Source organism: Serratia sp. CY83965, from assembly GCF_052166375.1.
Classification (GTDB): domain Bacteria; phylum Pseudomonadota; class Gammaproteobacteria; order Enterobacterales; family Enterobacteriaceae; genus Serratia; species Serratia marcescens.
On record NZ_JBJNOV010000010.1, the window covers coordinates 342,235 to 356,930 of the forward strand.

At 60.3% G+C, this 14,696-nt stretch carries 15 protein-coding genes; 6 read left to right on the forward strand and 9 right to left on the reverse strand.

All coding sequences use genetic code 11. The features are described from left to right. Positions 1–91 precede the first annotated feature (91 nt). Positions 92–859, forward strand: coding sequence for a transporter substrate-binding domain-containing protein (locus ACJ8PL_RS19470; RefSeq protein ID WP_016930267.1), 768 nt, complete (start codon positions 92–94; stop codon positions 857–859). Between the two features lie 44 nt (positions 860–903). Here the strand turns inward: ACJ8PL_RS19470 and alr are convergent, their stop codons facing one another. Together alr and dnaB are read right to left on the reverse strand one after the other, a co-directional pair. Then, complete coding sequence (gene alr / locus ACJ8PL_RS19475) at positions 904–1,983, reverse strand: alanine racemase (protein WP_016930268.1); 1,080 nt, start codon at positions 1,981–1,983, stop codon at positions 904–906. A 17-nt stretch (positions 1,984–2,000) separates the two neighbouring features. Further along, a complete protein-coding gene (gene dnaB / locus ACJ8PL_RS19480; protein WP_025160134.1) occupies positions 2,001–3,425 on the reverse strand; it encodes a replicative DNA helicase in 1,425 nt (474 codons plus the stop codon). A 173-nt stretch (positions 3,426–3,598) separates the two neighbouring features. Between dnaB and ACJ8PL_RS19485 the strand changes: the two genes are divergently transcribed. Further along, positions 3,599–4,582 (forward strand): quinone oxidoreductase, encoded by a 984-nt coding sequence (locus ACJ8PL_RS19485; RefSeq protein WP_261106427.1) that lies wholly within the window; start codon positions 3,599–3,601, stop codon positions 4,580–4,582. A gap of 300 nt (positions 4,583–4,882) precedes the next feature. Here the strand turns inward: ACJ8PL_RS19485 and pspG are convergent, their stop codons facing one another. After that, positions 4,883–5,101 carry an envelope stress response protein PspG gene (gene pspG / locus ACJ8PL_RS19490; protein ID WP_261106428.1) on the reverse strand — a complete coding sequence of 73 codons (219 nt, stop codon included), beginning with the start codon at positions 5,099–5,101 and terminating at the stop codon, positions 4,883–4,885. Between the two features lie 157 nt (positions 5,102–5,258). Then, positions 5,259–6,269 carry a tRNA dihydrouridine(20/20a) synthase DusA gene (gene dusA, locus ACJ8PL_RS19495; RefSeq protein ID WP_016930271.1) on the reverse strand — a complete coding sequence of 337 codons (1,011 nt, stop codon included), beginning with the start codon at positions 6,267–6,269 and terminating at the stop codon, positions 5,259–5,261. 202 nt (positions 6,270–6,471) lie between these two features. On the opposite strand from dusA, the gene ACJ8PL_RS19500 reads away from it, so the two are divergent. Then, a complete protein-coding gene (locus ACJ8PL_RS19500; RefSeq protein WP_016930272.1) occupies positions 6,472–7,005 on the forward strand; it encodes a tetratricopeptide repeat protein in 534 nt (177 codons plus the stop codon). Positions 7,006–7,023: 18 nt separating this feature from the next. Beyond that, on the forward strand, positions 7,024–7,569 hold the full coding sequence (locus ACJ8PL_RS19505) for an RNA polymerase sigma factor (RefSeq protein ID WP_261419975.1): 546 nt from the start codon (positions 7,024–7,026) through the stop codon (positions 7,567–7,569). 30 nt (positions 7,570–7,599) lie between these two features. Here the strand turns inward: ACJ8PL_RS19505 and ACJ8PL_RS19510 are convergent, their stop codons facing one another. Beyond that, positions 7,600–8,172, reverse strand: coding sequence for a sugar O-acetyltransferase (locus ACJ8PL_RS19510; protein ID WP_442531335.1), 573 nt, complete (start codon positions 8,170–8,172; stop codon positions 7,600–7,602). Positions 8,173–8,417: 245 nt separating this feature from the next. On the opposite strand from ACJ8PL_RS19510, the gene zur reads away from it, so the two are divergent. Then, the gene (gene zur / locus ACJ8PL_RS19515; protein WP_015379223.1) at positions 8,418–8,930 is read left to right on the forward strand and encodes a zinc uptake transcriptional repressor Zur; all 513 of its coding nucleotides are present in this window, start codon (positions 8,418–8,420) and stop codon (positions 8,928–8,930) included. A gap of 101 nt (positions 8,931–9,031) precedes the next feature. Here zur and ACJ8PL_RS19520 read toward each other — a convergent pair whose 3' ends face one another. The 4 genes from ACJ8PL_RS19520 to ACJ8PL_RS19535 form a co-directional block, all read right to left on the reverse strand. After that, complete coding sequence (locus ACJ8PL_RS19520) at positions 9,032–9,241, reverse strand: CsbD family protein (RefSeq protein ID WP_004936743.1); 210 nt, start codon at positions 9,239–9,241, stop codon at positions 9,032–9,034. Positions 9,242–9,555: 314 nt separating this feature from the next. Then, the gene (gene dinF, locus ACJ8PL_RS19525) at positions 9,556–10,893 is read right to left on the reverse strand and encodes an MATE family efflux transporter DinF (RefSeq protein WP_079451598.1); all 1,338 of its coding nucleotides are present in this window, start codon (positions 10,891–10,893) and stop codon (positions 9,556–9,558) included. Positions 10,894–10,996: 103 nt separating this feature from the next. Next, positions 10,997–11,605, reverse strand: coding sequence for a transcriptional repressor LexA (lexA, locus tag ACJ8PL_RS19530; protein WP_004936736.1), 609 nt, complete (start codon positions 11,603–11,605; stop codon positions 10,997–10,999). Positions 11,606–11,707: 102 nt separating this feature from the next. After that, positions 11,708–12,076, reverse strand: coding sequence for a diacylglycerol kinase (locus tag ACJ8PL_RS19535; protein WP_016930276.1), 369 nt, complete (start codon positions 12,074–12,076; stop codon positions 11,708–11,710). Positions 12,077–12,224: 148 nt separating this feature from the next. Between ACJ8PL_RS19535 and plsB the strand changes: the two genes are divergently transcribed. Beyond that, positions 12,225–14,690 (forward strand): glycerol-3-phosphate 1-O-acyltransferase PlsB, encoded by a 2,466-nt coding sequence (gene plsB, locus ACJ8PL_RS19540; protein WP_028127547.1) that lies wholly within the window; start codon positions 12,225–12,227, stop codon positions 14,688–14,690. Positions 14,691–14,696: the final 6 nt, after the last annotated feature.

Here is a 14,696-nt window from a genome sequence, read left to right on the forward strand (position 1 = left end):
AGCGGCATAAAAAACGGCTAACTCATGCAGGCAAACGACAATTAACGGCGAAGTAACGCATAAAACCACGAATGTATAAAAAGGACGCCAGATGAAAAAGCTTCTCCCCCTCGCGCTGCTGCTCGCCGCCGGCGGTGCCGGTGCGCAATCCCACCTGGACAAGGTGCTGCAGCAGAAGACCCTGGAGGTCTGCACCACCGGCGACTACAAGCCCTATACCTTCCTCAAGGAAGACGGCGGCTATGAAGGCATCGATATCGACATGGCGGAATCGCTGGCGAAGAGCCTGGGCGCCAAGGTGAAGTGGGTGAAAACCAGCTGGAAAACCCTGACCCCGGACTTCGTCGGCGGCAAGTGCGACATCGCCATGGGCGGCATCTCCGTCACGCTGGAGCGGCAAAAGCAGGTGTTCTTCGCCGACAAGCTGGATACCGACGGCAAAATCCCGCTGGTGCGCTGCACCGACGTGAAGAAATACCGCACGATAGAACAGATCAACAAACCGTCGGTGCGTCTGTTGGAACCGGCGGGCGGCACCAATGAAGCCTTCGTGCACGCCTATCTGCCGAAGGCCAAACTGACGCTGACGCACGACAACATGAGCATTTTCCAGCAGTTGGTGGATCGCAAGGCGGACGTGATGATCACCGACGCCTCCGAGGCGTTGTACCAACAAAAGCGCTATCCGAAGCTGTGCGCGGTGAATCCAACCAAACCGATGCAGTACGGCGAGAAGGCTTACATGCTGCCGCGCGACGATCTGAGTTGGAAACTGTATGTGGATCAGTGGCTGCACCTGGCCAAGGCGACCGGCGAGTATCAGAAGGTTATCGATAAGTGGTTGGCGGTAAAGAAGTAACGCGCTGAGAAACGGGGCCGACGCGCGTCGGCCCCTGCGGCGCATCAGTCGCCGATGTATTCCATCGCCACGCGCTGCGTGAGCTTGGTGATCAGTTCATAAGCGCTGATGCCGGTGCAGGCGGCGATACGCTCGACCGGCAATGCCGGCCCCCACAGCACCGCTTCATCCCCCACCTTATCGGCGGCATCCGGCCCGAGATCGACCGAAATCATGTCCATCGACACCCGGCCGACGATCGGCACTTCACGGCCGTTGATCAGGATCGGCGTGCCGGTCGGCGCGCTGCGCGGGTAACCGTCGCCGTATCCCATCGCCACCACGCCCAGCCGGGTATCGCGCGGACTTACCCAGGTGCCGCCGTAGCCGACCGCTTCGCCGGCCTTGTGCTCGCGCACCGCGATCAGGCTGGATTTCAGGGTCATCGCCGGCTGCAGACCATGCTCGGCGCCGCTGCCGTTATCCAGCGGCGACACGCCGTACAGAATGATGCCGGGACGCACCCACTCGTTGTGGGCGTCCGGCCACAGCAGCGTGCCGCCGGAGGCGGCGACCGAGCGCTGGCCCGGTTTGCCGCGCGCGAACTGCTCGAAGCAGGCGATCTGTTTCAGGGTGGCGTCGGACTCCGGCTCATCGGCGCGGCTGAAGTGGCTCATGATATTGACCGGCTGCGCCACGTTGCGGCAGGCGCACAGGCGCTGATAAAACGCTTCCGCCTGTTCGGGACGCACCCCCAACCGATGCATGCCGGTATCGAGCTTCATCCACACCGGCACCGGGCGCGCCAGTTCGGCCTGCTCCAGCGCTTCGAGCTGTTCGATGCAGTGCACCGCGGTTTCGATGTTGTTCGCCACCAGCACCGGCAGGTCTTCGGCACAGAAGAAACCTTCCAGCAGCAGGATCGGTTTGACGATGCCGCCGGAACGCAGCATCAGCGCCTCGCCGATGCGCGCCACGCCGTAGCAGTCGGCGTCTTGCAGGGTGTGTGCTGTTTCCAGCAGGCCATGTCCATAAGCGTTTGCTTTCACAACGGCAATCAGGCGGCTTTGCGGCGCCTGGCGGCGCACCTGTTGCAGATTATGTCGCAGAGCGCGGCGGTCGATTACAGCGGTTGCCGCTTTCATTTCAGTTCCTTAGCTGATTATTCGTCATCGTATTGTGGCCCCGCGTAGTTGTCGAAACGCGACCACTGGCCGTTAAAGGTAAGGCGCACGGTGCCGATGGGGCCGTTACGCTGCTTACCGATAATAATTTCCGCGATCCCTTTCAGATCGCTGTTCTCGTGATACACCTCATCACGATAGATGAACATAATCAGGTCGGCATCCTGCTCGATAGAGCCGGATTCACGCAAGTCGGAGTTGACCGGGCGTTTGTCGGCGCGCTGCTCCAGGCTTCGGTTCAGCTGCGACAGCGCCACCACCGGCACCTGCAGCTCTTTCGCCAGCGCCTTCAGCGAGCGCGAAATCTCGGCGATCTCCAGCGTACGGTTGTCGGACAGGGCCGGCACGCGCATCAACTGCAGGTAGTCGATCATGATAAGGCTAAGCCCGTCGTGCTCGCGGAAAATACGCCGCGCGCGCGAGCGCACTTCGGTCGGCGTCAGGCCGGAGGAGTCGTCGATGTACATGTTGCGCTTCTCCAGCAGGATGCCCATGGTGCTGGAAATGCGCGCCCAGTCCTCGTCGTCGAGCTGGCCGGTACGGATGCGCGTCTGATCCACGCGCGACAGCGACGCCAGCATACGCATCATGATCTGCTCGCCAGGCATCTCCAGGCTGAAGATCAGCACCGGTTTTTCCTGGGTCATCGCGGCGTTTTCGCACAGGTTCATGGCGAAGGTGGTTTTCCCCATCGAAGGACGGGCGGCGACGATGATCAGATCGGACTTTTGCATGCCCGCGGTTTTCTTGTTGAGGTCCTGATAGCCGGTATCAACCCCGGTCACGCCGTCGTGCGGCTGCTGATACAGCTGCTCGATGCGCGACACGGTGTCTTCCAGGATGCGCTCGATGCCCTTCGGGCCTTCGTCTTTGCTGGCGCGGTTCTCGGCGATTTGGAACACGCGGGATTCCGCCAGATCGAGCAGATCTTCGCTGCTGCGCCCCTGCGGATCGTAGCCGGCGTCGGCGATTTCGTTAGCCACCGAGATCATTTCGCGCACCACCGCGCGCTCGCGCACGATGTCCGCGTAGGCGCCGATGTTGGCGGCGCTCGGGGTGTTTTTCGACAGCTCGGCCAGGTAGGCGAAGCCGCCGACCGAGTCCAGCTCGCCCTTCTGCTCGAGCGATTCGGACAGGGTGATGAGGTCGATCGGCTTGCTCATCTCCAGCAGACGCTGCATCTCGGTAAAGATCAGGCGGTGCGGGCGGCTGAAGAAGTCGTTGGCGACCACGCGCTCCGCCACGTTGTCCCAGCGCTCGTTATCCAGCATCAAACCGCCCAACACCGACTGTTCTGCCTCCAGCGAGTGCGGCGGCATCTTCAGCCCTTCCATCTGACGATCTCTGGAACGCTCTCTGGTTTCGTCCGCGTTTGTTTTGTTGGTTGGTTTTTTTCCTGCCATGAAACGTAGTCTTTATCCGGTTGCGAATGAGGGTGAGGCTGCTGACGCAAGAGTATACGTGATTTTTCCGCACGATTCCGCCGCATAATTGCCACAGGCCGGCGCACGGGCAGGCTAGATCTCCGCAGCCAAAAGGCATAGGGTGAATTCAGATAACCAAATGAGGGTAGAACATGGCCAAGCGCATTCAATTCTCCGCCACCGGCGGGCCGGAAGTCTTGCAATACGTTGATTTTACACCGCTCGATCCGGCGGCCGGCGAAGTGCAGATCGAGAACAAGGCGATCGGCATCAACTACATCGATACCTATGTACGCAGCGGCCTGTATGCGCCGGCGAGCCTGCCGAGCGGCCTCGGCACCGAAGCGGCCGGCGTGGTGACCAAGGTCGGCGCCGGGGTCAGCTTCCTCAAACCGGGCGACCGGGTGGTGTATGCGCAATCAGCGCTCGGCGCCTACAGCGAGATCCACAACGTGCCGGAAGAAAAAGTGGCGCTGCTGCCGCACAACCTGAGCTTTGAACAGGGCGCCGCCTCTTTCCTGAAAGGGCTGACGGTACACTACCTACTGCGCCAGACCCACGACGTGCAACCGGGTGAAGTGTTTCTGTTCCATGCCGCCGCCGGCGGCGTCGGCCTTATCGCCTGCCAATGGGCGAAAGCGCTGGGCGCGCGCCTGATCGGCAGCGTCGGCTCCGACGAGAAGGCCGCGCTGGCGAAGCAGGCCGGCGCCTGGGCCACCATCAACTACCATAAAGAAGATATCGCCCAGCGGGTGGCCGAGCTGACGCAGGGCGAGAAGGTCGGCGTGGTGTACGATTCGGTGGGTAAAAGCACCTGGCTGGCCTCACTCGACAGCCTGAAGCGGCGCGGCCTGATGGTCAGCTTCGGCAACGCCTCCGGCCCGGTGACCGGCGTCGATCTGGCGCTGTTGAATCAGAAGGGCTCGCTGTACGTCACCCGCCCTTCCCTCAACGGCTACATCACCAACCGCGCCGAGCTGCAGTACGCCAGCAACGAGCTGTTCTCCCTGATCGGCAGCGGCGCCATTCGGGTGGAAGTGAAAGACGAGCAGAAATTCGCGCTGGCCGACGCCCAACGGGCACACCAAGTATTGGAAAGCCGCAGCACCAGTGGCTCCAGTCTGCTGATCCCCTGATCGCGGCAAAAGAAAAGGGCTCCTTGCGGAGCCCTTTCTGTTACTGCGTTTTGTAGGGGTAGAGCAGAGTCCGCCAGAGACCGGGGGTTGCTTCAGCAACACGAATTTTGGTTGTCTCTCACGGTGATGAAATCGGTCGCATCACTGCATCGACCAACATCCTAACAGCCCCGTCCGGCAAAAAACACGCTTTATGTGCCACATCGCCGGGTAAAACTGCCAAGCTGTGATCGCTGCCGCATTAGCGTGGCGGGCAGTTATGCAAGTTTCATCGCGACTGACTGATTATTCGGCAAAAAATCAGTAACGCCGGATCTGGGGTTTCTGCATCGAACGGTAAATCCATACCCCAACCACCGCCAAAATCAACCACGGCAACAGCTTAATCATCACCGCGAACAATCCGCCCAACAGCATGAACGCCGCCGCCGCCAACAGCGCAGCGAAGATCCCCAGCAGCGAGATGCCGGTCACCATCAGCATCACCACAAAGCCAATGAGAAAGAAGATTTCCAACATGATTGCTCCTTTGCAACTCAACGTATCTGCAGAGTGGATTACAAGAAGCGTGCCAGAATGGCGGAAGGGCTAACCTATTGAAAAAACGGGGCAGACATCCGGCAACACGCCGAATGCCTGGCGAAAAAGACTAACTGTTGGTCAAACTTTTTGTGGGTTACGCCATTTCGACGCGCGGCTGACGCACCAACGCCAGCGCCTGCTCCACCACCCGCGCATCGGCGCCCGGCTTGTGGGCGTTCTCGCTCAGGTGGCGACGCCACTGGCGCGCGCCCGGCACACCCTGGAACAAACCGAGGATGTGGCGGGTGATGTGGCCGAGATAGGTGCCGTTGGACAGCTCGCGCTCAATATACGGATACAGCGCTTCGACGATCGCCACGCTGTCCGGCACCGCGGTCTGCGCGCCGAACAGTTCGCTGTCGACCCGCGCCAGGATGCCCGGATTCTGGTACGCCTCGCGCCCCATCATCACGCCGTCCAGATGCTGCAGGTGCTGTTGCGCCTCTTCCAGCGTTTTCACTCCACCGTTGATGGCGATGGTCAGCGCCGGGAAATCCCGCTTCAACTGATAAACGCGCGGGTAGTCCAGCGGCGGCACTTCGCGGTTCTCTTTCGGGCTGAGGCCGGAGAGCCAGGCTTTGCGAGCGTGGATAGTGAACATGTCGCACTCGCCGCGCCCGGCGACGGTCTGGATAAAGTCGCACAGGAAGGCGTAGCTGTCCTGATCGTCGATGCCGATGCGGGTCTTCACCGTCACCGGTATCGATACGACGTCGCGCATCGCCTTGATGCAGTCGGCGACCAGCGTCGCCTGGCCCATCAGGCAGGCGCCGAACATGCCGTTTTGCACGCGATCGGACGGACAGCCGACGTTGAGGTTAATCTCGTCATAACCGCGCTGCTCCGCCAGTTTGGCGCAGTGCGCCAGCGCGACCGGATCGCTGCCGCCCAGCTGCAGCGCCACAGGATGCTCTTCTTCGCTGTAGGCCAGGTAGTCACCCTTGCCGTGTATGATCGCGCCGGTGGTCACCATTTCGGTGTACAGCAGCGTTTCCTTGGTCAGCAGGCGGTGGAAGTAACGGCAATGACGATCGGTCCAGTCGAGCATTGGCGCGATGGAGAAGCGATTGGCGGCGTAGGTTGGGGCGTGGTTGTCTTTCGTCATGCTGAGTTACTGGCTACCTGAGTCTATCTGGGTTCAACGAACGGCGCGCGGCCGCAAACGGCTATTATAACGACAATCGGCGCCGTTGGGAAAACCGCCTTGCCGGCGGCGTAAATAAGCGGGAGTAAGGCGAATAAATTCACGCGTTCAGGTGTTATCTCATTACGGGCGCGCACGGCGCCTCTGCCTTGAGGACACAACCATGAACAGCTTCATTAAACGCCTGCTGGCATCGACCATTGCCGGCTGCCTGCTGTTTTCCGGCGGGGCGCTGGCGATGGGCGGCGACGGCAGCAGCCAAACCCCGCCGACCTGTCCGAAAGGCCAGGTCTATGACAGTAAAACCCAGACCTGCACGGTGGATAAAAGCAGCAAAGTCGACGACGCCGACCGCACTAACTATGCCTATGCACTGGCGAAAAGCGGCCGCTATCAGGAAGCGATCGATATGCTCAATACGCTGAAAAATCCCAACACCGCCGTCGCACTGAATTATCGCGGCTACGCCACGCGCAAACTTGGCCGCACCGATGAGGGTATCGGCTATTATTTAAAATCAGTCGCCCTCGATCCGAAATACCCCAAAGTGCGCGAGTACCTGGGGGAAGCCTATATGCTGAAAGGGCGGCCCGACCTGGCGCGCCAACAGCTGCAGGTGATCCAGTCGCTGTGCGGCACCGGGTGCGAGGAGTACCGTGATTTGGCGGCAGCCATCGACCGCCACCCGGAATCTTGATCCGACGCGCCTGCGGAGGTGACTATCAGCGGCGATGCGATACGCGATGAACTCGGCCACTATCTCTCCCGCCTGTGGCGCTATGCGCTGGTGCTTTCGCACCGGCGGGATATCGCCGACGATCTGGTGCAGGCGACCTGCGTGCGTGCGCTGGAACGCGCCGCGCAATTCACCCCCGGTTCTCACCTGGATCGCTGGTTGTTTTCCATCCTGCACTCCATCTGGCTCAATGAAGTTCGCGCCCAGCATCTTCGCCAGGGGCAAGGCTGCATGGTGGCGGAAGAGCTTGGCGATGCGGACAACGGTGAACAGCCAGTCTGGCTCAATGAAGTGATGCGGCGCGTAAACCGGCTGCCGGCGGCCCAGCGCAACGCGCTGTTTTTGGTGTATGTCGAAGGGCTGTCCTACCGGGAAGCGGCGAAAGTGCTGGCGGTGCCAATCGGCACCGTCATGAGCCGCCTTGCGGCCGCACGTCAGGCCTTGGCCGATGACCGCCAGTTGCCAAACGACGATTCGCACCATAAGAAGCCCCCTCCTCCCCCTTTGCCCCGCACTCGCCGATAAACCGCTGGCCGCCGATTCGTATTCAGCGCCCTATTCCAACGCGCGGATAACCCGGCACGGCTGCCCCAGCGCCAACACATTGGCCTGAATGTCGCCGGTGACGATGCTGCCCGCGCCGATAGTCGTGCCATCGCCGATGGTCACTCCCGGCAGGATCACCACGTTGCCGCCGATCCACACGTTGCTGCCGATGGACACCGGCTGCGCCGAGGTGCGGAAAGGAAAAGCCGGATCGCCGGTAAAGCGTTCACCGGCCTTCAGCGGATGACTCGGCGTGTAGATTTGCACGTTGGGGCCGATCAGCGTGTTGTCGCCGATGGTGATGGTGTTGCAGTCGAGGAACACCGCATTGACGTTGATAAAACAGTTTTTGCCGATGCGGACATGCTGCCCGTAGTCGCACCAGAATGGCGTTTCGATCCAGCTCGCCTCACCCCAGCTGCCGAACAGCTCGCCGAGCAGGCGATTTTTCTCGTCCGCCTGATGCGAATCCAGCGCCTCCAGGCTTTTGGTCAACACCCTGGCTCGATGGTACAGGGCGATCAGTTCTTCATCGCGGCTGTTGTACTCCAGGCCGCTTAACAGTTTCTCTCTTTCCGTCATCACACAAGGCTCCTGCTTATCACGCGGATGAAGCGCGTTATACCGCTCTCGCCCGCTGCTCTCCAGCGCTAAAATCGGCAACGTTGATTTGCCGTCCGGCGGAGGGGAAAAGTTGTGATGCATCTCTCTTTTAGCGCGCTCAGCGCGCCTTTCTCTGCGCTATCCTCAGGGGAAAAGGGGGCAACTCTCGGCGATTCGCCGTAATCATGGTAAAATCGGCTTTTTTACGTACCGGGATATTTGCGATGAACTCAACCACCCAGGAAAAGCTGCTGGCGCAGGCGGAACGCCTCTGCCAGCAACGCAATGTGCGATTGACGCCGCAACGGCTGGAAGTGCTGCGTCTGATGACTCAGCAACCCGGTGCAATCAGCGCTTACGACCTGCTCGATCTGCTGCGCGTCGCCGAACCGCAGGCCAAGCCGCCGACGGTCTACCGCGCGCTGGATTTTCTGCTGGAGCAAGGGTTTATCCATAGGGTGGAGTCCGCCAACAGCTACGTGCTGTGCCACCACTTCGAACAGCCGATGCATACGTCCGCGCTGTTTATCTGCGACCGCTGCGGCCAGGTGACCGAACGCACCACTGAAGGCGTAGAGGAAACGCTGCAAAAGCTGGCTCAGGAGGCCGGATTTGCGCTGCGGCACAGCGTAGTGGAAGCGCACGGTCTGTGCGCCGGCTGCGTGGAAGTTGAAGCTTGCGACAGCAAGCATGACTGCGCCGAACACGATCACAGCATCGCCATCAAGAAGAAGTAAGACAAAATCAGGTACCTCCCTGTACCTGCGGCCGGAGCGCCAGAGGATGGAGCGACGCCGGCCTGCGCTGTGCAAGCCGCCTTCAATGGCGGCCCTGCAGATTACCAGCGGTGTTTGGTGTGATCTTCCCAGGCTTTCACCTCTTTTTCGGCCGCCTCTTTCTGGTAACCGTAGCGCTCCTGGATTTTGCCGACCAGCTGTTCGCGTTTCCCTTCGATGACCGTCAGATCGTCATCGGTCAGCTTGCCCCATTTCTCTTTCACTTTGCCTTTCAGCTGCTTCCAGTTACCGTCGGCTTGATCTTTATTCATAGTCTCTCCGTTAACCTGTGGTGAATCAGTGATCCCTGTCGCCGGCCGGGGTTAACCAGAAATTTTTCTGGCTGATGCTCCCTTCACCTTAAGAAGCAACGCTCCCCTTCATTTACCAGCCACATGATTCATTCTAGTTAAACATGGAAATAAAAAAGCCAATTTGCAGAATAAAAAACCATTAAAAAATACAATAAAAACAAAAAACGCCAACAAACAACGAGCTAACGCGAACGAATCTGGACTAAAAACATGTAAGCAAATATGAGCAAAACATAAGATAAATTAATAAATAACCCAACAAAGCGTTCGACCTAGCGTGCAGCAAACCAACTGCCGCGCACCTGATGACGGTGCCAAATCCAGCCCAACGCCAGGCCGCGCAGCGCCAGAAACACCGCCAGCGCCAGCCAGAGCCCGTGGTTGCCTAGCAGCGGCACGCTGAACAGCGCCAGACCGTATCCCGCAGCGGCCACCGCCATGCTGTTACGCATCTCAGCGCCGCGCGTGGCGCCGATAAACATGCCGTCCAGCAAATAGCACCACACCCCGACCAGCGGCAGAATGACCTGCCAGGGTAAATAATGGGCGGCCAACGCACGCAGTTCCGGCAAAGAGGTCAATGCCGCCACGATCTGCTGGCCGGTAACGGCATACGCCAGGCCGAAGGCCAACGCGACCAGCCCTGCCTGCCTGCAGGCCGCGTGCCACACCTTGCGCAGTTGGCTGTCGTCCCGGGCGCCGTAGGCGTGGCCCGAATGAGCCTCCACCGCATAAGCAAAACCGTCGAGCGCATAGGCGGTGAACGTCAGCAGATTCATCAATACCGCATTGACCGCCACCACCTCGCTTCCCAGGCGAGCGCCGAAAATGGTCAACGACGCAAAGCACAGTTGCAGCAACAGTGAACGCAGCATGATGTCGCGGTTGAGCGCCAGCAGGCGACGCAGATCGCCACGCCAGGCCTGGCGCAGCATCTGCAGGGTAATACCGCGCAGGCGCATCACCCGCCACGCCAACCACAGGCCGAGCAGCAACGTAGCGTATTCGGCGATGGCGGTTGCCGCCGCCGCCCCCCGCACGTTCCAGCCCAGGCCCATCACCAGCCAGATATCCAGCACGATGTTCAGCAGGTTGCCGACGATCAGCAGGATCACCGGCGCCCGCACGTACTGCACGCCGAGCAGCCAGCCCAGCAGCACCAGGTTGGCCAGCGCCGCCGGCGCGCTCAACCAGCGGATCTCAAGAAAACGCCGCGCCTGTTCCAGCACCTCGCCATCGCCGCCGACGATCCGCAGCGCCAGTTCGATCAGCGGGTAGCGCAACAGGACGATCGCCCCCCCGGCCAACAGCGCCAGCAGCAGCGGTTGCATAAAGGCGCGCGCCAGCGCCTGCGGGTTTTTCGCTCCCAGCGCCTGCGCCGCGAGGCCGGTGGTGCTCATGCGCAGGAATAACAGCAGCATGAAGAGGAAACTGGTCGCCACCGCGCCGATCGCCACGCCCCCCAGGTAGATCGGGCTGTCGAGGTGGCCTATCACCGCGGTGTCCACCAGCCCGAGCAGCGGCACGGTAATATTGGAGAAGATCATCGGCAGGGCGAGGCGCCACAGGGCTTTATCGGTGTCGCTGGTGAAGGCGGAAATCAGGCGCATGATGGGATGTTCCTGTGACTGAGTGACAAAGGGCGAAGTCAGAAACAAAAACGCCCCAAAACAGGGGCGATTGATACAGGGAGCGGCGGTGATGGGCCGGCGATTAAATCCAGTCGCCGTTGCGGATCACGCCGACCGCCAGCCCTTCGATAGTGAAATTCTGCTGACGCAGATCGACCACTATCGGTTGGAATTCATTGTTCTCCGGCAGCAGTTCAACCACGTTGCCGTGCTTTTTCAAGCGCTTGACCGTCACTTCGTCTTCGATGCGCGCGACCACGACCTGGCCGTTGCGCACGTCTTGCGTTTTGTGCACCGCCAGCAGATCGCCGTCCAGAATGCCGATGTCGCGCATCGACATGCCGTTCACCCGCAGCAGGAAATCGGCGCTCGGTTTAAACAGGGAAGGATCCACCTGGTAGTGCCCTTCGATGTGCTGCTGCGCCAGCAGCGGCTCGCCGGCGGCGACGCGGCCGATCAGCGGCAGCCCTTCTTCTTCTTCCATCAGCAGACGGATACCGCGCGAGGCACCGGAGACGATTTCGATCACGCCTTTGCGTGCCAGCGCCTTCAGGTGTTCTTCGGCGGCGTTAGGCGAACGGAACCCCAGACGCATCGCGATCTCGGCACGCGTTGGCGGCATGCCCGTTTGCGAAATGTGCTCGCGAATCAGATCGTAGACCTCTTGCTGTCTGGTAGTTAGTGCTTTCATTCCGCCCCCTGTTTGTTTATACAGTCTTGCTGTGAGTATATACAGGTAAGCGCGGATTGGGAACCGAAGAATAAATAAAAATCAGTCAGTAGGCGCTTTTCGTCAGCCGAAATGCTGCCATAAGACCGTGCCCCAAACGAACAGCGCCAGCGCGATCGCCAGCGACACCGCCGCCGATCCCATGTCCTTGGCCCGCCCGGACAGCTCGTGATGTTCGCTGCCGATGCGATCCACCACCGCCTCGATCGCACTGTTCAGGATCTCGACGATCATCACCAGCGCTACCGATCCGATCAATAAAATGCGCGCTATCGCACCCACATCCAGCCAAACAGCCAGTATGATAGCCAGAAGGGTGACCACCAGTTCCTGGCGGAAAGCCGCTTCGTGCTGCCAGGCGGCGGATAGCCCTTTATAGGAATAGCCGGCGGCCTTGATGATGCGGGTCAGTCCGGTTGCTTGGTTTGCCATGTTTTCGTGCCTTTCTCAGAGGTCGGTCATAATAAAAAGAGTCTAGAACAGTCGGCGCTGACGGCTCTCGGTTTTCGAACACCACAGATCTGCTACCCGGTTTCTGGTATGCTTGCGGCGCATTGCTAACAAGAGGCTTCACGTTGTTATGTCAGGTTGGCGTAAAATTTATTATAAAATATTGAATTTACCACTTAAATTGTTGGTAAGAAGTAAGGTCATCCCTTCAGATCCGGTTACCGAGCTAGGGTTGGATCCCTCACGGCCGATTTTGTATGTTTTACCTTACAATTCCAAGGCGGATTTGCTGACGCTGCGCACCCAGTGCCTGGCGCAGGATCTGCCCGATCCGCTCAACTCGCTGGAGATCGACGGCACCGTGCTGCCGAGCTACGTGTTCATTCACGACGGCCCGCGCGTGTTCCGCTACTACACCCCGAAAGAAGAGTCGGTAAAGCTGTTCCACGACTATCTGGATCTGCATCGCAGCAATCCGGATCTCGACATTCAGATGCTGCCGGTTTCGGTCATGTTCGGCCGTTCGCCGGGCCGCGAAGGCCACGGCACGCCGCACCTGCGTCTGTTGAACGGCGTGCAGAAATTCTTCGCCGTGCTGTGGCTCGGCCGCGACAGCTTCGTGCGTTTCTCCAACACCGTGTCGCTGCGCCGCATGGCGACCGAACACGGCACGGATAAAACCATCGCGCAGAAACTGGCACGCGTGGCGCGCATGCACTTCTCGCGTCAGCGCCTGGCCGCGGTGGGCCCAAGCCTGCCGGCCCGTCAGGATCTGTTCAACAAGCTGTTGGCGTCCAAAGCGATCGAAAAAGCGGTCGAGGACGAAGCGCGCAGCAAGAAGATCTCGCACGAGAAGGCCCAGCAGAACGCCATCGCGCTGATGGAAGAGATCGCCGCCGACTTCTCCTACGAAACCGTGCGTCTGTCCGACCGCGTGCTGAGCTGGACCTGGAACCGGTTGTATCAGGGCATCAACGTCACCAACGCCGAGCGCGTGCGCCAGCTGGCGCAGGACGGCCACGAGATCGTCTACGTGCCCTGCCACCGCAGCCACATGGACTATCTGCTGCTGTCCTACGTGCTGTATCACCAGGGCCTGGTGCCGCCGCACATCGCTGCGGGCATCAACCTCAACTTCTGGCCGGCCGGCCCGATCTTCCGCCGCCTGGGCGCGTTCTTCATCCGCCGCACCTTCAAGGGCAACAAGCTGTACTCGACGGTGTTCCGCGAATACCTCGGCGAGCTGTTCACCCGCGGTTACTCGGTGGAATACTTCGTGGAAGGCGGCCGTTCCCGCACCGGGCGCCTGCTGGAGCCGAAGACCGGCACCCTGTCGATGACCATTCAGGCGATGCTGCGCGGCGGCACCCGTCCGATCACGCTGGTGCCGATTTACATCGGTTACGAGCACGTGATGGAAGTGGGTACCTACGCCAAAGAGCTGCGCGGCGCCACCAAGGAAAAAGAGAGCCTGCCGCAGATGCTGCGCGGCCTGCGCAAGCTGCGCAACCTGGGTCAGGGTTACGTCAACTTCGGCGAACCGCTGCCGTTGACAGCTTACCTCAACCAGAACGTGCCGCAGTGGCGCGAGTCGATCGATCCGATCGAAGCTCAGCGTCCAAGCTGGCTGACGCCGACGGTCAACGATCTGGCCGGCCAGATCATGGTGCGCATCAACAATGCCGCCGCGGCCAACGCCATGAACCTGTGTTCCACCGCACTGCTGGCCTCGCGTCAGCGTTCGCTGACCCGCGAACAGCTGGTCGAACAGCTCGAGTGCTACCTGCAGCTGATGCGCAACGCGCCTTACGCGCATGACGTCACCGTACCGACGCAAACGCCGGACGAGCTGCTGGATCACGCGCTGAACATGAACAAGTTCGAGGTGGAAAAGGACAACATCGGCGACATCATCATTCTGCCGCGCGAACAGGCGGTGCTGATGACCTATTACCGCAACAACATCCACCACCTGCTGGTGTTGCCGTCGCTGATCGCCAGCATCGTGATGCATCACCGCCGGGTATCGCGCGCCGAACTGCTGCGCCAGATCGGCATGATCTACCCGATGCTGAAAGCCGAGCTGTTCCTGCATAACGACAAGGAACAGCTGCCGGACGTGCTGCGGCCGATGATCGACGAGCTGATCCGTCAACAGTTGATCTGCGACAAAGGCGACGATCTGGTGCTCAACCCGGCGCGCATTCGCCCGCTGCAGCTGCTGGCCGCCGGGGTGCGCGAAACCCTGCAACGCTACGCCATCACCATGTCGATCCTCAGCGCCAACCCGAGCATCAACCGCGGCGCGCTGGAAAAAGAGAGCCGCATCATGGCGCAGCGTCTGTCGGTGCTGCACGGCATCAACGCGCCGGAGTTCTTCGACAAGGCGGTGTTCTCCACCCTGGTGGCGACGCTGCGTGAAGAAGGCTACATCAACGACAGCGGCGATGCGATCCGCGAACACACCCTCGAGGTGTACAGCATGCTGAGCGATCTGATCACGCCGGAAATCAAGCTGACCATCGAAAGCGTCAACATGCCGGAAGAGACTAACGCTCTGCCGCAAACCGATGCGGAAGAAGAGAAAGACGAGTGATTTCGC